At 35.7% G+C, this 20884-nt stretch carries 18 protein-coding genes; 2 read left to right on the top strand and 16 right to left on the bottom strand.

What is annotated here, in order from left to right; translation table 11 throughout:
* Window positions 1-502: 502 nt before the first annotated feature.
* The 16 genes from NSU02_RS18450 to NSU02_RS18525 form a co-directional block, all read right to left on the bottom strand.
* On the bottom strand, window positions 503-1756 hold the full coding sequence (locus NSU02_RS18450; protein ID WP_144597808.1) for an O-antigen polymerase: 1254 nt from the start codon (window positions 1754-1756) through the stop codon (window positions 503-505).
* 9 nt (window positions 1757-1765) lie between these two features.
* Entirely contained in the window at window positions 1766-3145 is a 1380-nt protein-coding gene (locus tag NSU02_RS18455) for a hypothetical protein (RefSeq protein WP_339193554.1), read from the bottom strand.
* Window positions 3142-4377 (bottom strand): oligosaccharide flippase family protein, encoded by a 1236-nt coding sequence (locus NSU02_RS18460; protein WP_144597810.1) that lies wholly within the window; start codon window positions 4375-4377, stop codon window positions 3142-3144. The genes NSU02_RS18455 and NSU02_RS18460 overlap by 4 nt, the downstream gene beginning before the upstream one ends.
* 215 nt (window positions 4378-4592) lie before the next feature.
* Window positions 4593-5651, bottom strand: coding sequence for a pseudaminic acid synthase (gene pseI, locus NSU02_RS18465; protein ID WP_339193556.1), 1059 nt, complete (start codon window positions 5649-5651; stop codon window positions 4593-4595).
* Window positions 5648-6205 carry a UDP-4-amino-4,6-dideoxy-N-acetyl-beta-L-altrosamine N-acetyltransferase gene (gene pseH / locus NSU02_RS18470; RefSeq protein ID WP_063388977.1) on the bottom strand — a complete coding sequence of 186 codons (558 nt, stop codon included), beginning with the start codon at window positions 6203-6205 and terminating at the stop codon, window positions 5648-5650. Before pseH ends, pseI begins: the two co-directional genes overlap by 4 nt.
* Window positions 6202-7296, bottom strand: a complete 1095-nt coding sequence (pseG, locus tag NSU02_RS18475; RefSeq protein WP_339193557.1) for a UDP-2,4-diacetamido-2,4,6-trideoxy-beta-L-altropyranose hydrolase — start codon at window positions 7294-7296, stop codon at window positions 6202-6204. The genes pseH and pseG overlap by 4 nt, the downstream gene beginning before the upstream one ends.
* A 15-nt stretch (window positions 7297-7311) precedes the next feature.
* On the bottom strand, window positions 7312-8043 hold the full coding sequence (locus NSU02_RS18480) for a glycosyltransferase family protein (protein ID WP_339193558.1): 732 nt from the start codon (window positions 8041-8043) through the stop codon (window positions 7312-7314).
* Between the two features lie 12 nt (window positions 8044-8055).
* Entirely contained in the window at window positions 8056-9240 is a 1185-nt protein-coding gene (pseC, locus tag NSU02_RS18485) for a UDP-4-amino-4,6-dideoxy-N-acetyl-beta-L-altrosamine transaminase (protein ID WP_339193559.1), read from the bottom strand.
* A 40-nt stretch (window positions 9241-9280) separates the two neighbouring features.
* A complete protein-coding gene (pseB, locus tag NSU02_RS18490) occupies window positions 9281-10252 on the bottom strand; it encodes a UDP-N-acetylglucosamine 4,6-dehydratase (inverting) (RefSeq protein ID WP_063388981.1) in 972 nt (323 codons plus the stop codon).
* 43 nt (window positions 10253-10295) lie between these two features.
* Window positions 10296-10973 (bottom strand): sugar transferase, encoded by a 678-nt coding sequence (locus NSU02_RS18495; protein ID WP_235600488.1) that lies wholly within the window; start codon window positions 10971-10973, stop codon window positions 10296-10298.
* A 28-nt stretch (window positions 10974-11001) separates the two neighbouring features.
* Window positions 11002-11883, bottom strand: a complete 882-nt coding sequence (gene galU / locus NSU02_RS18500) for a UTP--glucose-1-phosphate uridylyltransferase GalU (RefSeq protein WP_327856193.1) — start codon at window positions 11881-11883, stop codon at window positions 11002-11004.
* Between the two features lie 715 nt (window positions 11884-12598).
* Window positions 12599-13363 carry a CpsB/CapC family capsule biosynthesis tyrosine phosphatase gene (locus NSU02_RS18505; protein ID WP_339195851.1) on the bottom strand — a complete coding sequence of 255 codons (765 nt, stop codon included), beginning with the start codon at window positions 13361-13363 and terminating at the stop codon, window positions 12599-12601.
* A 96-nt stretch (window positions 13364-13459) separates the two neighbouring features.
* The gene (locus NSU02_RS18510) at window positions 13460-14158 is read right to left on the bottom strand and encodes a CpsD/CapB family tyrosine-protein kinase (protein WP_063388984.1); all 699 of its coding nucleotides are present in this window, start codon (window positions 14156-14158) and stop codon (window positions 13460-13462) included.
* Window positions 14148-14894: a YveK family protein gene (locus NSU02_RS18515; protein ID WP_063388985.1), complete on the bottom strand. Its 747-nt coding sequence runs from the start codon at window positions 14892-14894 to the stop codon at window positions 14148-14150. Before NSU02_RS18515 ends, NSU02_RS18510 begins: the two co-directional genes overlap by 11 nt.
* A 163-nt stretch (window positions 14895-15057) precedes the next feature.
* Window positions 15058-15192: a hypothetical protein gene (locus NSU02_RS18520; RefSeq protein WP_268753482.1), complete on the bottom strand. Its 135-nt coding sequence runs from the start codon at window positions 15190-15192 to the stop codon at window positions 15058-15060.
* Between the two features lie 374 nt (window positions 15193-15566).
* Window positions 15567-15710 carry a hypothetical protein gene (locus NSU02_RS18525; protein WP_186439282.1) on the bottom strand — a complete coding sequence of 48 codons (144 nt, stop codon included), beginning with the start codon at window positions 15708-15710 and terminating at the stop codon, window positions 15567-15569.
* A gap of 176 nt (window positions 15711-15886) precedes the next feature.
* Between NSU02_RS18525 and NSU02_RS18530 the strand changes: the two genes are divergently transcribed.
* The gene (locus tag NSU02_RS18530; RefSeq protein WP_339193561.1) at window positions 15887-17500 is read left to right on the top strand and encodes an SWIM zinc finger family protein; all 1614 of its coding nucleotides are present in this window, start codon (window positions 15887-15889) and stop codon (window positions 17498-17500) included.
* Window positions 17501-17549: 49 nt separating this feature from the next.
* Window positions 17550-20297 carry a DEAD/DEAH box helicase gene (locus NSU02_RS18535; protein ID WP_339193563.1) on the top strand — a complete coding sequence of 916 codons (2748 nt, stop codon included), beginning with the start codon at window positions 17550-17552 and terminating at the stop codon, window positions 20295-20297.
* Window positions 20298-20884 lie beyond the last annotated feature (587 nt).

Raw genomic sequence — 20884 nt, forward strand, 5'->3', positions numbered from 1 at the left:
GCCTAAAAAAAGAATTTTACCATTGGGAAATCAATACGGTTATCGGTAAAAAAAGTAAAGACAAGACCTTTCTGACACTAACTGAACTGAAAGATTAACCCCTAAAATCTTTCTTTTCCTAGAGAAAATACAGGGATTTACTTTATTCTCATCTGTAATGGACAAATACGGGAGTTTTATTTCCTTAAAGAAAAACGATCTCATTCATCTCAAATACGACTATCATATGATCAAGAAAGATTGTAGACTTCAAACCTCTGAAAATACTTTCAGGTAGAGCTTACTCCATTATCTTAAAGTAAGCCTCATGCAACCTGACATTTAAGGCTCTGCACGCATGACTTTCCAGCCAAGAAGCCAGCTACACAGAAAGCTGGCTCACATATTAAGGCTCATCTCCACTCCATATAAAGTTTCCTATTGAATAACCAACCACACTTAAGTAGTTTCTTCAAAATGGTTTAGCTTGAATTTTATCAATCGTTGCATTTAATATTGCAATTTATAAAAGCTTCAACAATAAAACAGATAAAAGAATTGATATAAAAACATATAGCCCCATTCCTGATTGAATCATATTTATAAATGAACTATGAACTAATACTGTACCTAGATAACTGTAAATTAATATATTAGATAATTTTCCGTTTATAGCTTTTTTATATGTTAATTGACAAAAAAAACCAAATATAAACATTAATAGAAATGTTAAAGTTCCAAATCCAAAATCAGTATACAGTGGACCAAAAAAAGTTGTATATACTCCTTGTGATTCTAAATTATCCAAAAGTTCATCAAAATCTGGAATATCAAACCCCAAAAATTTTGCAAATTTAAAAATAGGATAGAATTGATATGAACCATAACCTAAATTATTAACATCAAAATATTCGAATAAAAGAAAAAACTGATAATATCCATGTAGAAGATAGTGTACTAAACTAATAAAAGTGTATTTTAAACTATTAACAAGCATATTATCTGAGTAAATATCAGCAAACCAACCTTTTACAATAAAATGTCTCTCATTTTGCATATAATTTAAATGATCATAAATAGTAAACCCCATTTCTTCAAGCCTGTTATGTAATAATATACTAGAATAAAGAAAAAACAATAAAAATACAGATATAATTAATAATATCCTTTTTAAATTAAATATAAGTGACAATTTTTCTTTCTTTATTATAAACGATATAAGTACCATTCCAGCTAATAATGATAAACTGGTTCTCCCTCCAAGTAAATAAATATATACAATAAACAAAAATGTATTTACAAATATGAACATTTTATCTTTTAAATTTATACCATTTATATGAATTGAAACAACCAATGCAATAATTGAAAAGGGATAAAGAAACGAAGACGCTATTCCAATTACAGAAATCTCATTAGTATTACCGTATAATCGATAGGCAGAAATTGAACCATAAGACAGAAATTCTCTAATAAAAAATAAATCATAAAATCTGAAAACTAGACCTATAAGGCCAATCCAATTAACTATCCTGATAAATTTTATATATTTATTGTTGTTAAAATTAGTAGTATTTCTAGTATCTTTTCCTACTTTTTTTGAAAAAAATAAGTGAGTATAAAATGTTCCAATAAAAAAAGAAACAAAACAAAAAAACAAAAATAAAATTGCTTTGTTATCAGGTTGAATAATATATTGTATTGGTGAAACAAGATTAAATAAGATCCAAATGACAAATGATAACATAATAAGCCAACGTGGAGAGATATAGTTCATTTACCAATATCACACCTTCAAGTCATCTATTAAAGAATTAAATCCAAATGCTATTTTTTTTACATTCTCTCTATCAAGTACTTGGGGTGTACTTATTGTGTCTGAAATTGTTCCTTCAAAGGAATTTTGAATTATATATCGATAATAATCTTCTGGACTTTTCTTATCATTCTTTTTGTTACAATATAATATTTTTTTTATGTCCATAGGATCATTAATATAGAATACATTATTTAATTCATTAAAAAACATTTTAGAAAATGTTACAGCTTTTTTTCCAATTATCCCAGCTTCTAAGGCTACTGTTCCTGAAACAGTTAATACTAATAAACTATTCTCTATTAACTTTCTTGTATCTTCAAATGGATTTATTAATACTACATTAGGAATTTTTGTTAATTTTCTATAAAAATATAAACTTCTTTCACCTAAACTATTAGAATGTTCTTTTACATACAATTTTACATTATCCGGCAAATTTAGAGCAATTTCTCTTATTAACTCAAGTTGATTGCTGTGCCTATATCCTAAAACATCAATCGAAGCTTCAGGCTGTTTATGAAGTGTATAAAGTGCATAGTCCCGGTTATAGTCAGCATTTTGAAAAACAGATTTTAAAATATTTATTTTATATCTCAATGGCCTCAAATATTTTTTTTCAATAAGTAATTGATACTTTAACGATTTTACAGACTGATCATATTTTGCTTCGATTAAGGATTCAAATAACTTAACTATTATAGTTTTAATTAGGGAAAAATTAAACCTAGGAATCTGATTATTGATATAATAATAATCAGGCTTTTTATTATATATAACTACAGAGTCAATAATTTCGTTTATAATTTTATTCATATCGGTTTTATGCATCCGACTTTTTTTAAACTGATAAATTTCTGACTGAAAAGGACCTTTAAAAAACACAAATCTATTACTAGGAATCCTAACAGTAAATGGATTAAAAAAATATTTTCCCAATATATCACATATCACTGACGTTAAAATTTCATGAGCAGCCGTTGCTTCTCCAAATACTACATCAATATCTTTATCTATTATAAACGATTTTATTAAATCTCCCAATGAAGTAAGATAATTAATAGAGTAATCGCCATTCATACTTCTTAATATTCTATCCATTAAAGCAATACTAGTTAAATTTAAACCATAAGAATTATTTTCAACTGTTAATAAGCTTCTTTTATTGTTTCTAACTTTATCTTTAGTAATTAAAAGAATTTCTTCCGGTTTTATCCCCTTTTTTAACAACCAGTTATACCATTTATAACTTGGAGTTATCCAATAAATTTTTTTATTGGATTTAATTTCTTTTGAAATTTCAAAAAAAAGTTCAGTTTTATAAAAACAAGTTATAAAACAAATATTCATGCAAATTCACCCGAAATTTTTTTATAGTATCCCATTTTTAAAATTAATAAACTTAACATTCCTAACAAATATGAAAAAGCTGATCCATAAATAGAGAAAAACGGTACACTAATTAGATTTGATAAAATAATTATAGTTAATGAAAAAAAACTAGCTCTCATTAAATAATTATCATAATTTCCCACATATAATCTATAATGATAGACTTGGGAAATTATGTTGAATGTCAAACCAATTAATAGTATTACTAATATAAATTTGTAATCATGAAATGTTTCTTTTTTTACAAAAAAGATAACCCAATCAAGAAATAATAATGAAAACAAGGAAGTTATAACTAAAATTAAAATAGAATTAAAGTTCATTTTCCTCAATGTCGCCTCAAATTTATATAAGTTTTTCTCATTATAATATCTTATAATATTTGGTAAAAAAATAGAAATTGATCCTGCAAATATAAAGGAATAAATAGCATTAATAATACTAAAATAAAAAGAATAAATTCCTACAATACTATTCCCATAAAAAAATTTCAAAAAAAACTTATCAATGTTTATAGAAAATACATATGAAATTGTACTGAGAAAAAAAGGAATACTCCTTTTTATACCATAAATTATAATTCTATAGCTGGGGTTTTTTTTCAAAGTACGAAAAATGAATTGTTTTCTAATAAAAATTAGACCAATTAACACACTAAGAAAACTATGGATAATCCAGAATATTAGTATGCTCCTAACATTTAAAATATCAGGAGATATTAAAAACACAGGAATTATTAAATAAACCCATAGTCCATTTTTAATAAAAACTACTAAATTGGATAAGATTGATTTTGAAATATTAATTAGTATTCTAGCAATTTCTTGACTGACAAATTCAAAAAATAAGAGTATCCACAAATAAATAAAATATTTTTTATCTATAATATCAATTTCAACTATTACCCATAGAATAATACTACTTAAAAAGAACATAAAAACATGAAAATATAATTGATTTAATAAAAGTTTACTCTTTAACTTTATTTTCGAGAATCTTATATAAAGTCTAGTTACATTTGTATAATACTCAAAACCTATAATATATATATTTATTGTAATAAAAGATACAATTAAACTATATTCACCCAACTCCATCTCGTTTAGGAATCTAGCAAACAGAAAAACAACAATAAATTTAGCAAATAACGTAAGACCCCTTAAAATAATATTTATTATTTGTTCCTTCATTTAATTCAAAGATCCCCTATTCATAAAATACGTTTAGTCGCTTATAGTTCAATAAATACAAATAATCAGAATTACTTAATCAACTGAGTATCTTGTGAGATAAATCTAAAATAAAAGAACCAAGAAATAGCATTTAAGATAAAAAGAAATTCTAGCCAATGTTGTTGTACTAGATCATTCCTTAATTGCGTTTATCAATTACAAAAGAATTTAACCTATTCTTTAAAAAGTAAATCAAACGATAATGGAGTTCCAGCTTTTAAATCTTTATTAGCTGTTAAGCCAATAATTTTTTCAAAATATTTAGGCTCTAAACCATATCCCGGTCTAATAACTCTAATATTTTCTTTCGTGAATTTTTCCCCAGCTTTTATATCCTTTGCTACATAAATCGATCTTCTAAATTTTAGCGACGCCTTTTCTTTCTCCGTTGGTCCATATTTTACTTCCCCTAATGCCTGCCATGCTCTTTCAGTTTCTTCTACTAATGCTTTCATTTCATCAGGCTCCATTGAAAATGCAGCATCTACCCCGCCATCAGCTCTTGAAAGGGTAAAGTGCTTTTCAATGACGGTTGCTCCCAACGCAACACTGGCAACTGCTACTCCAACTCCCATGGTATGATCCGATAAGCCCACTTGACAGTTAAATAATTCTCTCATGTGCGGAATGGTTAGTATATTTGTATTTTCAGGAGAAGCTGGATAGGTGCTTGTACATTTTAAAAGAACTAGATCCTTACAACCTGCTTCTCTCGCTGCTCTTACCGTTTCATCTAATTCGGCTACCGTTGCCATTCCTGTTGAAATGATCATTGGTTTCCCTGTTGAAGCGACTTTTTTAATGAGTGGAATATCGGTATTTTCAAAAGATGCAATCTTATACATCGGTACATCTAATTCTTCTAAAAAGTCTACTGCTGTTTCATCGAAAGGGGTGCTAAAAGGAATCATCCCTAATTCTCGAGCACGATCAAAAATAGGTTTGTGCCACTCCCAAGGAGTATAGGCTTGTTGGTATAGCTGATATAACGTATGTCCCTTCCATAAACTATCGCTATCTTCAATTTTAAATTCCGGATTTTCCAAATTTAATGTCATTGTATCCGCTGTATATGTTTGAATCTTTAACGCATGTGCTCCAGCCTTGGAAGCTGCCTCAACAATCGCTAAAGCACGTTCTAAGGATTGATTATGATTCCCAGACATTTCTGCGATAATAAATGGTTTATGATTTGGTCCAATCTTTCTTCCTTCAACAATAATTTCGTTCATACTCTCATTCCTTCAATCATATGTTTTATTTTACTTTTTTGTTCTTTCCATTCTTTATTAAATAAAGCCATTAATATCACATCTGCATATTGGTTATTTTTAAGGACGTGTTCTCTCAAAACACCTTCTGTTCTAAAACCTAACCGCTGATGATAACGAATGCTTCTTTCATTGAAGCTGATTATCTCGGCACATAATTTACGGATGTTTAACTCTTCAAATACAAAATTTAAGGCTAAGTATCCCATTAAAGTTCCTGAACCTTTTGGCGCACTTTGATCACCAACATAAAATCCCCAAGAACATTTGCCATTTTCCAAATCTATATTAGTAAAATTCACAACCCCAACTGGAACATTTTCTAAGTAAAAAATCTTTACAATGGTTCGTTTGTCTTTTTTAACTCTGTCAAACCATTTTCTATGTTCTTCTAGCGAAATAACCCGATCATGAAACATTACTGATCGAATATGTTCCTGATTTCGCCAATTTAAAACCATTTCTAAATGTGAGGAGTTCATATCTTCTAGTCTTGTACGTTCTAATAAGTTCATTTTAGTTCCTCCATAATTACCTTAACAACTGGATAAGTATTTACAATTTTGTGATTGACAAGTTTAGAAGCACGTTCAGATAGTAATTGAGCTTTTTTAGGATGCTCGATTAAATCCTTTACAGCCTCAAATATTTGATCAGACGTAACTTCATGACTACATCCAAGATTAATGGTCGCACCAAACTTGCTAACAGAATCCGTTAACTCTATTTGATTATCCGCTACAATAATTGTAATGGATGGAAGCCCTAAATAACATCTCTCCCATGTTGTTGTTCCGCCAGCTCCGATTGCTAAATCTGCTTCATTCATCAATTCTGCCATGTTTGACACTTGACAATGAAAAAAGAAGTTGAGATATCGATCACAATATTCTCGAATTTCATGTTTTCTTCTATTAGATGAACCTACAACAACATTTACTTTTATGTTATTTTCTAATAAAGCCAATGCATTCAGTGTCTTGATCGTTTCATTTGTAGGATCTGTTCCGCCAAAGAAAACAAGGATGTTATGAATTTTCCCATCACGAATGCGTTTCTGACGAGAAGCTTCGATAAATTCTTCCCTTAACAACACATAATTGGGTCCTAATAATTGTTTACATTCAGGAGGAACTAAATTTTTATATCTATCTTGATAATTTAAATACCAGTTTTGATCAAGGAGAAAATCACAAACATGCTTCCGATTTGCCAAATCATCGATCACCATTATTTTTTTTGAAAAAGGCTTTATCTTGCTTTCCCATTTACTATCCAATCCATAATGATCGACAACTAATAAATCTATTGAAAAATTATATTTTTTAAACAAGAATTGAGTTTCATATACATCTTGTTTCCAATTTTTTTCATACCATTGAAAAATGGCAAGATGGTCAGCCTTATTTATTTGAATTTTTGGGAGAACTAAAACGCGAAAACCATTGTCTTTAATAAAATTAATTAAATTGCCTTCAAGATCTCTGCATATAAAAGAAACATTGGCATTAACTTGTTTTTTTAGTTGATTTGCCAATGTTAAACATCTCATCACATGACCAGTTCCAATTGTTAGCGATGAGTCAGTCCTAAATAGTACATTCATTTTTAAAAACACAACCTATAGTTTCTTTTGTTCAATATGTGCATTAATCTGCACCCACTCAGGCTTTGATCGCAAAATTTGAATAACATCTTCAAATGTAAATAATGGCTTAGTCGGATATAACACTTCTAATATGTTTTTAATTAAGTGGAAATCTTCCTCTGTATCTACTGTCCATCTATGTTTACTTTCATCCTTTACATTTGACACACTAAAAAATCTAAATTGATCAGGATGATGATATATATAGGCAGTTACATGCTCACGATACATTAACTCTTTAGCTTCTTCGTGAGCTCTTTTTAACGCTTTATATGACATCACTTCTGTATCCAGTCCTCTTGGATATGTGCGAGTTAATGTGTTTGAAACGTAATCGTATCGATCTTTATTTTCCAAATAATGTGTTACAATCTTATCAATAACATTTGGGTCTATAATTGGGCAGTCTGATGTTAATCGAACAATGACATCTGCATTAAATTGTGTAGCAGCTTCAAAATAACGAGACAGCACATCTTCCTCTGATCCTCGATAATAAGGTATTGAAAGTTGCTGACAAAGTTGAACAATTTGGTCATCACTTTCTTTCGTAGTTGTGGCGATAATGATTTCATCAATACTTTTTGCTCTTTTTACTCGTTCAATTTGATATTCAAGTAATGTTTTGTCTAATACTTTTTTTAATATTTTCCCCGGAAGTCTCGTAGAACCCATACGAGCTTGGATAATAGCAGCAACTTTCATTTTTCCACCTTCTTACTTCTTATAATAGTCTATCGTTCTTTTCACTGCTTTGATTACATCATGAACATCTTTTTCACTCATTGCAGGGAATAGAGGTAATGTAATCATTTCTTCATATAATTTTTCAGCATTCGGACAAATCCCTTTTTTGTAACCCAATTGTTGATAATAAGGTTGTAAATGGACAGGAATATAATGAACATTGACACCAATATTTTGCTGTTGCAGCGCTTCAAAAATTTCGCGCCTTGACGCTGTTAATTTATCTAATTTTAATCGAATAATATATAAATGCCAGCTTGATTGTCCATCTTCATGTTGGAATGGAGTTATAATTTCATCTATATCTTTGAATGCTTCATTATACATTGCAACATATTTTCGACGAAGTTCAACAAACTTATCAACCTTCTTCAACTGACTTGTCCCTAAAGCAGCTTGAATATCCGTCATGCGATAATTATATCCTAAAAACTGCATCTCATAATACCAAGGACCATGAAATTCGTTTAGTTTATCTTTCTCACGTGTAATCCCGTGTGAGCGGAATTGCAGTAATTTATCATAGTATTCTCTATTGTTTGTCGTAATAATTCCGCCTTCACCTGTAGTAATATGTTTTACTGGATGAAAGCTAAACATCGTCATATCACTAATGGAACCAACCTTTTTCCCTTTATATACAGCCCCTAAGGCATGTGCAGCATCCTCAATCACTACAAGGTTATGTTTTTTCGCAATTTCTAATATTCCATCCAATTCAGCAGGTTGACCTGTAAAATCAACCGGAATAATTGCTTTCGTTTTATCAGAAATCTTTTCCTCAATTTTATTAGGGTCTATATTATATGTTTTTTCATCGATATCAGAAAAAATAGGTGTCCCGCCTTGATAAATCACACAGTTCGCACTAGCAGCAAAAGTCATTGGTGTCGTAATGACTTCATCTCCATTGCCTATTCCGGCTGCAAAGCAAGCTCCATGTAATGCCGCCGTTCCATTCGAAAAAGCAACAGCATATTTGGCTCCAACATATTCTGCAACAGCTTGTTCAAACTTTGCAAGATATGGACCCGTTGTTAAATAGCTTCCTTTCAGTACTTCTATAACAGCTTCAATATCATCTTCATCAATCCATTGCCTTCCATATGGTAAATACGATTGTCTGACAGGTTCAAAAATTTTATCTTTCTCCATATATCTCACTCCTAAACTAGAAAAAAGTAGAAGAAACGTTTTACATTTCTTCTACCAATACTCGCAACTCTTCCACAGTTAACCATTCAGAATTTGTATCACTTGTATATTTGAACCCATCTGGAAGAGGAGTTCCACCTTTCAAAGCTTCTTCTGACCACCAAGGGAATTCAGGCTGGATCACATAATATGTATCAAACTCTAAAGTGCGGCGGGCATCGTCTTCTGAAATCATCGCTTCATGAAGTTTTTCACCTGGGCGAATACCAACAATTTCGATTTCACATTCTGGAGCAATTGCTTCCGCTAAGTCTACTACTCTCATGCTTGGAATTTTCGGTACAAAAATTTCTCCGCCACGCATACGCTGTAAATTATCTATGACAAATTGAACACCTTGATCAAGTGTAATCCAAAAACGAGTCATTCTTTCATCTGTAATAGGCAATTTACCAGTATGTCGAATTTTCTTAAAGAATGGAACAACACTGCCGCGGCTCCCAACAACATTTCCATAACGAACCACTGAAAATCTCGTGTCTTTTTCACCTACGTAAGAGTTTGCAGCTACAAAAAGTTTGTCAGACGCAAGCTTCGTCGCACCATATAAGTTTACAGGGCTGCAAGCTTTATCTGTGCTTAATGCAATAACTCTTTGAACCCCTCGGTCAATCGCTGCCTCTACAATGTTTTGAGCACCATGTATATTGGTTTTGATCGCCTCAAATGGATTGTATTCACATGCACCAACGTGCTTAAGAGCTGCTGCATGAATAACAACATCAACACCATCAAACGCACGGTATAAACGATCTTTATCCCGTACATCACCAATAAAAAAGCGAATACGAGGATCCGTATATTCCTGCGCCATTTCATATTGTTTTAATTCATCTCTACTAAACACAATCACTTTTTTTATATCATATTTTAAAATTTTGTTAACAAATTTTTTGCCAAATGATCCTGTTCCACCTGTAACAAGAATAGTTTTACCATTTAAATTATACATTGCTTAAACCTCTCTCTTTTTAAATTAATTTTAATTGTGCATATTAATAAGCGTTTTTTGAAGTAAACATAACTATTATTGTTTTAAATATAAGTTTAATATCTAAAAAGATAGATCTCTCATTTATATATTTAATATCCAACTCCACCATTTCCTCAAACCCTACATTACTTCTTCCACTCACCTGCCAAAGGCCTGTGCATCCAGGAGTCACAAGCAGTCTTTGCATATCATACTTTGTATATTGTTCTACTTCTCTAGGCAGTGGAGGACGGGGGCCAACTAAACTCATATCTCCTTTAATAACGTTCCAAAGCTGCGGAAGTTCATCAATACTTGTTTTTCGGATGAATTTCCCTATTTTCGTAGTTCTTGGATCCTCTTTTATTTTAAACATCGCACCGGATACTTCGTTATATTTTAATAAATCATTTAGTCGTTCTTCCGCATCTACAACCATCGATCGGAATTTATACATATAAAAATTTTTGCCGTCTTTGCCGACGCGTATTTGCTTGAAGAACACAGGGCCTTTTGGATCTTCAAGTTTGATACAAATAGCTACAATGATAAAAACAGGTAATAACAGTATAATTCCAAGAAACGCTCCTAATAAATCCATAATTCGTTTCGCAAGCAAATATCCTCTTTTATGATTAACCGCTGTTTTGTCAATTAACAATAGCTGCTGATTTGTATCCTCTTGATTAGATGCTTTCACAAAGGCCAAATCGACTCACCCTTTTTCTCTATTTTGTTATCCTTTCCTCTTTTATCAACTCTTCCATAAACTGAATCAGCTCTTGCTTTAGTTCTTCGTTTTTCATCGCAAACTCGATCGTCGTCTTAATAAATCCGATCTTTTCTCCGACATCATACCGTTTTCCTTCGAAGTTGTAGGCGAAGACGCGCTGAATTTCGTTCAGTTTTTGGATGGCGTCTGTTAGCTGGATTTCGCCGCCAGCTCCGATTTTTTGTTCTTCTAAAAATTGAAAAATCTCAGGTGTCAGTATGTACCGTCCCATGATGGCGAGATTGGATGGCGCGGTTCCTTTTGCCGGTTTTTCGACGAAGTTTTTGACTTCGTATCGGCGGCCCGTTTGTTCGAGTGGCTCGATGATGCCGTAGCGGTGTGTTTCTTCTTCAGGAACAGGCTGTACGCCGATGATCGATGCTCCCGTTTTTCCATATTCGTCCATTAGCTGTTTTAAGCAAGGCTTGTCCGCCTGCACGATGTCATCTCCAAGAAGTACAGCAAACGGTTCATCGCCGATGAATTTTCGGGCGCACCAGACAGCATGTCCAAGCCCTTTTGGTTCTTTTTGCCGTATGTAATGAATATCTACTTTGGAAGATTGGCGCACTTTTTCCAAGAGATCAAATTTTTCTTTTTCCACTAAATTGTGTTCGAGTTCAAAGTTGTTGTCAAAATGATCTTCGATCGCTCTTTTTCCTTTTCCGGTGACGATGATGATGTCCTCAATTCCGGATTCGATCGCTTCCTCTACTATGTATTGAATCGTCGGTTTATCAACGATCGGCAGCATTTCTTTCGGCATCGCTTTCGTTGCAGGCAAAAATCTTGTTCCGAGCCCCGCAGCTGGTATGATGGCTTTCCTCACTTTTTTCAATATACTCACTCACTTCCCTTTGTACTTTTTGTTTATACGGACCTACGTATAATCTATTCATCAATAGAGCATACGTAGATTCATATCGGTTTTGAAAACAATAACCACTTTTTGTTTCTAGTGGTTTTCCAGTTTTGTTTTTTAGTTTTAGCATTTTTTGTTTAAATACTCTTTATTTAGTTCTCTCTGTTTTAGGTAAATTATTTACTGACAATTTGCAGACTGTTTAATAAACAAAGCTTAATATGTTTGATGCAAATTTCAATTAAGATTTTTTATATAAGTCAATGTTTTCCTGTTAATTTTATCAATACTTTCTTGTGTTTGTTCAATATTGCTTTTTTACTCAATCCAATCATTCATAAAATAGTATAATTTTCCTTTCCATTCAGAGTAAAAAAGAATGCTTAACAGCTGCCTACAATTTTGGGCGTTATCCAGTGAATTCTTTCAATATATCGTGTTAATAAATCGGTGAAGCACGTGAAAAAGATACAGGTCTATAGGCATATCTTTCAATATACCGTGTTAATAAACCGGGCATCTAACCCGCCCTCACACCGCACCATCGACGACTAGCGTCTAAGGTGTCCTTTTGGAAGCACCCACAGCGCGGCCGAGTGCCTCTATTGATAAAGGTAAAGAGACATCACCTTTTTAAGGCATCTTTTATTTCACAAAACAATCTGGCAAATAGCCAGTCATATATTGTAATTTAGAAAATTCCAAAAAACTTCTTTTTTTTGATGCGCTCGGGCGGTTCTTTGTAAATCGCTTCGTTTCGAATGACGCAGTCGGCGTTTTCTTTGAAATATTCGACCGCATCTATGCCAAATTGTTCTTCCACCTCTGCAAAAGCTTCCTGCATGTGAAAGCTCCTATACTTCAAATCGTGCGCATCTGAAGCAATAAAATGAACAAGATTGGAATTTAGCAACTCGAAAGAAAATTTTTTAATTTTGCTGCCAAACGTTCCCATAATGCTTGCTGCTGTCAGCTGGGCTGCCGCTCCCTGCTTTACAAGCTTGTACAAAAGGTCGGGATTTTGAGCAATTTCGCTGTTTCTCTCTGGATGGGCAATGATCGGATTCAGCCCGGCCATCATCATATCAAATATCAACCGTTCCGCATATCTTGGCACATGGTTTGAAGGAAACTCAATTAAAATATAGTTTGACTGATTTAAACCGCCGCAGTTCCCAGCCGAAAAGTCTTCAAGCAGTTCCCCGTACAGCCGGATCTCTTGGCCGGGAACAACTGTAAGCGGAATTCCTTCCTGTTTCAATGTTTCATTCAATTTTTCTGTCTTTTCTATAACGAAACTCCATTCATTGTCAAACTTCCCGTTTTTATGGTGCGGTGTAGCGGTAATGACCGAAATCCCTTGACGGACAGCCGCTCGCGCCATTTCGATACTTTCAGTCAAATGCTTCGCTCCATCGTCCACTTCCGGCAATATATGACAGTGCAGATCAATCATCATACGACACCATCCTTCAAATCACGGAAAAAAATCAGATATTTCTCATTTTAAACAAGTAGACTGTTTTTTTCAAAGGAAAATAGGAGAAAATACCTAATTTTTCCCGCCGTAATAATAGTAATAATGGCTGTCTTTCTGCGGCTTGCCGTTTAATACAACTCCTAGCAGCTTGCTTTGCGCCGCTATCAATGATTCCTTTCCTTTTAACGCTGCTTCTCTCTCCGTTTTTCCGCTTGCCACCACCATGATCGACGCATCGACTTGATTAGCCAAAATTTGCGCATCCGCTACCGCTAAAAGAGGCGGAGAGTCGATAATTACAATGTCGTATTGATCATAAGCTTCTTTGAGCAGCTCCACCATGCTTCTCGATGACAAAAGCTCGGCTGGATTCGGAGGAATCGGTCCGCTCGTTAAAACGTCCAAATGATCAACTTCACTTACCGATACAGCTTCCTGTAAAGTCGCATTTCTTAACAGCACGCTCGTCAATCCGTGAATGTTTTGCAGCCTGAATGTATAATGAACTGTCGGTTTGCGCAAATCGGCGTCAATTAACAGCACCTGCTTCCCTTGCTGGGCAAATACAACAGCCAAGTTTGCCGCCGTTGTCGACTTCCCTTCTCCAGGGCCAGTTGATGTAATCATGATCGAACGAATTTCATGGTCCACAGATGAAAATTGAATGTTTGTCCGAATCGTCCGGTACTGTTCAGAGATCGGCGACTTCGGGTTTAGCGCTGTGATCAATGTGCGCTGTTTTTGCTTCATTCCTTTCGCTCTAGGCGCCATACGTCTCTCCCCTGACTCTCGATTTTTTGACAGCTTGATTCACAGCCGAGCTGTTCATTTCATTGTCCATTTCAGAAATTGCCCCAAGCACTGGAAGCTCCAAAAGCTTCTCAATATCCTGCTCCGTCTTCACTGTATTGTCAAGATATTCAAGCAAAAACGCAAGCCCGACGCCGGCCATCAATCCGACAACGAACGCGATTGCCATATTTAAGACAGGCTTCGGCTTGACAGGGGAAGCATTTTCTTTCACTTCCGCTTTCGACAAAATGTTGACGTTGTCAACGTTCATAATGTTTTTAATTTCCTTTTGAAAAACGCCTGCAACCGTGTTGGCAATATTTGCTGCGTGCTGCGGGTCAGGATCTTGAACGGAAATGTTGACGACCTGCGAGTCCTTTTCGCTTCCGACCGTAATTTTTTCATTCAATTCGTCGACCGTCTCGTTTAAACCCAGCTCTTCAATCACCAGCTCTAAAATTCTTGGGCTTTTAATAATGACATTGTATGTATTAATGAGCTGCAAATTCGTTTGAATTTCGTTGTATTGAAAAGCGGCTTGGTCATCCTTCGTTTGGTTGACTAAAATTTGGGTGGAAGCTTGATAAATCGGAGTAATAAAAAAATAGCTGACAATGCCGCTTGACGCTGTTGCAATCGCCGTAATGAGAATAATTAAGCTGATCCGTTTTTTCAATGTATCCAATATCTCTTTTAAACTAATTGTTTCTTCCATGTTTACCTCCGTTGCAAAATATGTCATTACCTATCAATTTATTATAATATTAAATTCTTCCAACATCTAGTTGACTCGACATTTTTTATAGAGAATTTTGTCCTTTTTCAGAAAAAAGCGTAAGGAGGTGAATCGCTTCAATTCACCTCCTTACACTTTCTTCCTACATCGTATTCAGCAAAATTGCGGCAGCCGCCCCAATGGCAACAGCAAAAACCGGAAAAGCGATATAAAGGCACATTTTTTTGATTTTTCTTCTTGCTTCGATTTCTTCCGGTGTCAACCATTGACCTTTCAACCCTTCACCCTCCCCTTCCCCTGACGCGCTTCTCCTAGCAAATACCAAGAAAGCGTCATTAAAAACTTCAAAAATCCTTACAAAAATAATATGAAGTAAGAACTACAATACCCATATCGGTCAGCCGCCTTATGATGTTTACAGGAAAAAAGGCTTATTTTTAGTTCGGGGGAGATAGAACAATCAAACGTTCCCTAGCTTTTAAAACATGCAGAATGAAAGGAGATGTCAGATAAGTCACTTAAAATAAATCAAGTAGAGAAAACAAACCGTTTTTCTCTACTTGATTTCGTATTTTTCTATTTTTGCTTGAAAGTATCTGGCGGATGCCTGCTACTTTCAGTATGATGTGGGATAATCCCACAATCCCACAGCTATGATACATACACCTTTTTAATCTCGTGTTCAAGCTGTTTTAATAACTCTTTCGTTGTGACATGTTCGTTTGTTTCACCTTGCTTATACGCATTAAGGAGAATTTTCAGAAATTCGTCCTGGATCTTCTTTGTCTCTTTCATTCTGAAAAATTCCTTTCTTCATATTTTTACAAAAATAAACAGCAAGATATGACAATTATACTAACATCAATTTAAAGTTGCAATAGTTTACTAGACAAGAATCGTGTTCGATTTCGCATTTTGCGCTATAATCGTAAGGAACGTGTTGCTATAAACGACAAAGGAGCGGATTTCTCATGCCTTCCCATATATTCGATAAAGAATTAGTGCTTCATTGTTCAGAACAAGTGATAAACATGCTTTCCCCTGAAACAGAGGAACACCGTGAGTGGATAAAAAAAGGGTTTCTTTTATATAGACAAGGAAACGTGTTTAATGTCAAGCAAGAGGGAATATTTATTACGGCGGCAGTTGAGGACGTAAAGCGCGCTCATGTCAAGCTTGATTTGGAATATTTTCAGCTGTCAAGCTGCTCCTGTACTAATGAGTTTCCATGCCGTCATCTCATTGCTGTTTTTTTATATATTTATGCATTAACAGACGATCTCGGTGACTTTTTTAACAAGTGGAAAGAAAAACCGAATAAAAAGCTGGCCGTGTTGAAGGAGGAAGGCTTGATTCAAAAAGGAATGAAGCCGAGTGAACAATCGGCTGAAGATTGGGCGGAGCTTTTTAAAGCCGAACTGGACAATGTCGAAACGCTCTTCGGTACACAAAGAATTTACGCGATTTGGTATAAAGTGTATCCGCTTCTGAAAAAAAAGGAGCCTGAAAACCGAGAATTAAAACCTCTCTATCATGTAATGCTGGCAAGTAGTCTGCTTGTTGAAATTTGCCGTTTTTGCCATCAAAACGAAACAAATACAAATTCGCCAGCTCTTTTCCAGTATGCTGCTCAGGTGATAGAAGAATTGCAGCTTGAGATCATTGAACATGTAAAGCAAATAAAAACAACGCCTTTACCTTTTTCCGCTGATCCCATTTTACATGACATGAGGGATCACATCCGCGAGCTTTTGTTTTGCGGCAAAGCTTTTCTCTATGAGCGAGTCGTTATTTACCGGATCATCTGGGAGTATTTACTGAACAGAAAAAAGTGGATGGAAGAAGAGCGGACGATTCTTGAACATCAAAAAGATGATGAAATGAAAAAAGGCGGTTTGTTCATTCTTGAATGCGAACTCGCTATTTTCCATTTTGATTTTTTAGACAAAAACGACGACCATATCATCCATTACTTGCATGAAACTGATCTTCCTCTTTTGCCGTTTTTGTTTGATTGGATTATATCGATGAACAAACGAAAAGAATTTAAACGGTTCCGAAAATGGGTCCCGGTGATTCTTTATCAAGCCAATTTGTATATTCAAGTGGAAGTTTTTTACGATCGACAAGAAACGATATATTATTTATTAAATGAGTTTGAACATTACCGTGCTCAAGCTGGGGATGACGAGACGTTCGAACACGCTTGCCGAAAGCTTCTTCCGTACAGCTATGCAGTTTATCATGAATATTTAATTGAAAGAGGCCTGTTTCATACATGGGCGGAGCTCCAGCTTTTAATCGGCTTCTCTCTAGATGATGTAGAGAGCCGGCTTCTTACTATCATTGAAAAAAAAGCGCCCGGTGTGCTGCTTCCCCTCTTGCATCAAGAAATTGCCGACAAAATCGCCTCCAAAAACCGATCAAGCTACAAAGACGCTGTGAAATATTTAAAAAGGCTGAAACGCGTTTATAAAAAAACGGGCGATATGGACACTTGGGAACACTATTTTCAGCATATTACGAGCGAGTATAAACGCCTTCGCGCTTTTCAAGAAGAGCTCGTAAAAGGAAAATTGATGTAATACACACGCTTAAATATCAAAAGTATTCAACAGAAAAGGAAGTGGGGACATGTTCACCACAACTAGTCTTGTGATTTGCGCCGAGAAAATCGGAAATCATCAATACAGCATTTGGTGTACAGATGAAGTTGGCACCTTTCTTTCGCTTAAGGAATGGCAGCAATATGCATTTATTTGGCATACTTCTTCCTTTTACGGCACCGATTTGCGTGTATCAGACAATTGTATTCTGCTTTCGCCGTGGCAGGCGGTCGAATTTTTTGCCAAACGACCTGTCAACTCTTTGCTCAATATTTCCTTTTCCAGCGATCTTGCCTATACATTGCAAACAGCTGAACTGATTTTTCAGCTTGTTCAGACCGGTAACTTCATGCCTGACTATTCATCTTGGCAAAAAGGAAAGCTGGGCTGGAAGCCGAAGGATAACACGGTTAAGGAAATTGATCTTCCATGGTTTTCCGCTGCCGTTTCTGACCTTTTGGAAAGAAGCGCAGGAGCGAAACGTGCTTGGGATCAGCTTGTCGAAACATATCCTTTGCTCACATCATTTGAAGGGCATTTTCTTGACGAACAGGACTGGCTTGAGAATATAGGCTGGCGATTAAACGATCGGCCGTTTCAAATCGGCTTCCGTTTAAATGAACCTGAACAGGATGGTGGCATTTGGAAGCTGGAAATGTTTTTGCGTGATCAAACAGAGAAAGATTCTTTGCTTCTATACAAAGGGAAAAGCTCGCTGCCGGCTAAATGGCGGAAATATACGGACACAATTGAGCGTGAACAGCAGCGCCTTACTGCAATCGTCCCATGGCTTGCATTTGAAAATGGAGAAGCTCTATTAAGCGAACAGGAGGCGTGGCGTTTTTTATTTGAAGCAAGCGAAACATTCATCAAATCAGGCATCGAGATTCTTTTGCCATCCTGGTGGCAGGCGGTGAAGCAATCGAGCCTGGCATTGAAAGCGCATGTGAATACCGTCCCGAAAGGAAGATCGTTTGTCGGGATGAATTCCCTCATCGACTTTAATTGGCGGATCGCAACAAACGGCGTGGAGCTGACCGAAGAAGAATTTGAACAGCTGGTTGAGCAAAAACGGCGGCTCGTCAACATACGGGGAAAATGGATCATGCTTGATCCGTCAATGATCGAGCAGATGAAAAAAATGCTGAAGCGTGCAGAAAAAGAAGGCCTCCACATTTTTGATATTTTAAAGCAGGAATTTGGGCGAAATCGCGAAGAGGGGGACGAGCTAGAGCGCCCATTTGCTGGGATCGAAATCAAATTAAACAGCACATTAAAAAAAATGGTGAAGCAGCTGGGGGAGCTTTCGGAAATCCCTTCCGTAAGCATGCCGAAGCATTTCGCCGGCACCCTCAGACCTTATCAAAAACAAGGCTTGGATTGGCTGTTATTTTTACGCCGCTTCGGTTTTGGCGCATGTTTGGCAGACGATATGGGGCTCGGGAAAACAGTGCAGATGATTGCTTATTTTCAATATGTAAAGGAACGGGAGAAGCCGGAAACGCCCGCACTGATCATCGTGCCGACGTCCGTGCTCGGCAATTGGCAAAAGGAAATAGAAAAATTCGCTCCTCAATTAAACGTTTATTTACATTACGGCCAAAACCGGAAAAAAGGCGAAGCATTTCAAAAAAAGGTTTTGGGCTCCGATATTGTTTTGACATCTTACGGCTTAAGTCACGTTGATTTTGACGAACTTTCTTCTGTTCATTGGTCCAGCCTCTGCATCGATGAAGCGCAAAATATTAAAAACGCCCATACGAAACAATCGCGATCTATCCGGAAATTGAACAGCCATCAGCGCATTGCGCTGACAGGAACGCCGATAGAAAACCGTTTGACGGAGCTTTGGGCCATTTTTGATTTTATCAATAAAGGTCTTTTAGGAAGCCTTCACCAATTTCAGAAGCAATATGTGTTTCCGATCGAAAAAGGGGAAAAACCGGACAAAATTCAAAAACTGCGCAGCATGATCAGGCCGTTTCTGCTTCGAAGAACAAAACGCGATGAGCATGTCGCACTGAATTTACCGAAAAAACAAGAACAGAAGGAGTACGTGCCGCTCACCGTCGAGCAGGCATCATTATATGAACAGCTTGTCAAAGACACACTTGAGGAAGTAATGAAAGCGGACGGCTTCGAGCGGAAAGCACTCATTTTAAAAATGCTGGGCAAGCTGAAACAAATTTGCAATCACCCCGCTCTTTATTTGAAGGAAGAGGCTGTTTCTACTCTTCAAGGCCGGTCTCATAAAATCGATAAGCTGCTTGAATTAGTTGAAGCTATTTTGAATCAAGACGAAAGCTGTTTAATTTTTACCCAGTACATTCAAATGGGGAAAATGCTGAAAAACTTGCTTGAAAAAACATTTAAAATAGACGTTTTATTTTTGCACGGAGGCTTATCCAAAACAGAACGGGACAAACTTGTCGAGACGTTTCAAAATGGAGGCAGCCGCTTGTTTATTTTGTCGCTGAAAGCCGGAGGCACAGGATTAAATTTGACAGCCGCCAACCACGTCATCCATTTTGACCGTTGGTGGAACCCGGCCGTTGAAAACCAGGCAACCGACCGCGCCTACCGCATCGGCCAAAAGCGGTTTGTCCACGTGCATAAACTGATTACTACCGGCACAATTGAAGAAAAAATCGACGACATGATCGAGAAAAAACAAGCATTAAACGAAGAGCTGATCCAAAGCGACAACTGGATCACCGAACTTTCCACAGAAGAATTGAAGGACTTAATTGCACTCAGAAATGAAGAAAGACGATAAAGCGTGTCTGCATCGATCGAAAACGACTGAGGAATAAAAAAAGAGATAAAGCGTTAAGGTTTTTTTTAATGTAAAGCTTTTTAAAAAGTGACCGTGTCTACTTTAGCGACTTCTTTTATCAAAGTTTGAAAGCAAAGGGATTATTCCATTCTTAAGCTGTTAAAAAAGGAGGGAATCTTCTTGGCAAAAAAAGATTCTAAAACGGAAGCACATGCAGCGGAATGGGAAAAACTTTATGAAGAATTAATAAAAGCTGCAAATAAATAAGAACTCTTTTAACCACTCTTTTTGGGAGTGAGCAGCGGAGTCTATACACCACAAAAAAAGATCTTGGAGTCTTATCAATTTTAATGAGGCTGAGCTGAGGAAAAGACCGGAAGCTGGAAGCAGTCTCGACGAAACAGCATAAATACATTAAAAGGAAGCCAAGAATGGAGCGGTTGAAGCTTTTATAAAATGAAGCATCATTTTCATCTCTAAAAAATTTGAACAAAATGTATCAAAACGTCATTTCTAAAAAACGGCTGTTGCCTTTCATTAGCTGATAATTCCTTTCCTCTCAACAAAACAGCCAGCCTCAAAAAAAC

This window comes from Aeribacillus sp. FSL W8-0870, from assembly GCF_037963755.1.
In the GTDB taxonomy this organism is placed as follows: domain Bacteria; phylum Bacillota; class Bacilli; order Bacillales; family Aeribacillaceae; genus Aeribacillus; species Aeribacillus composti.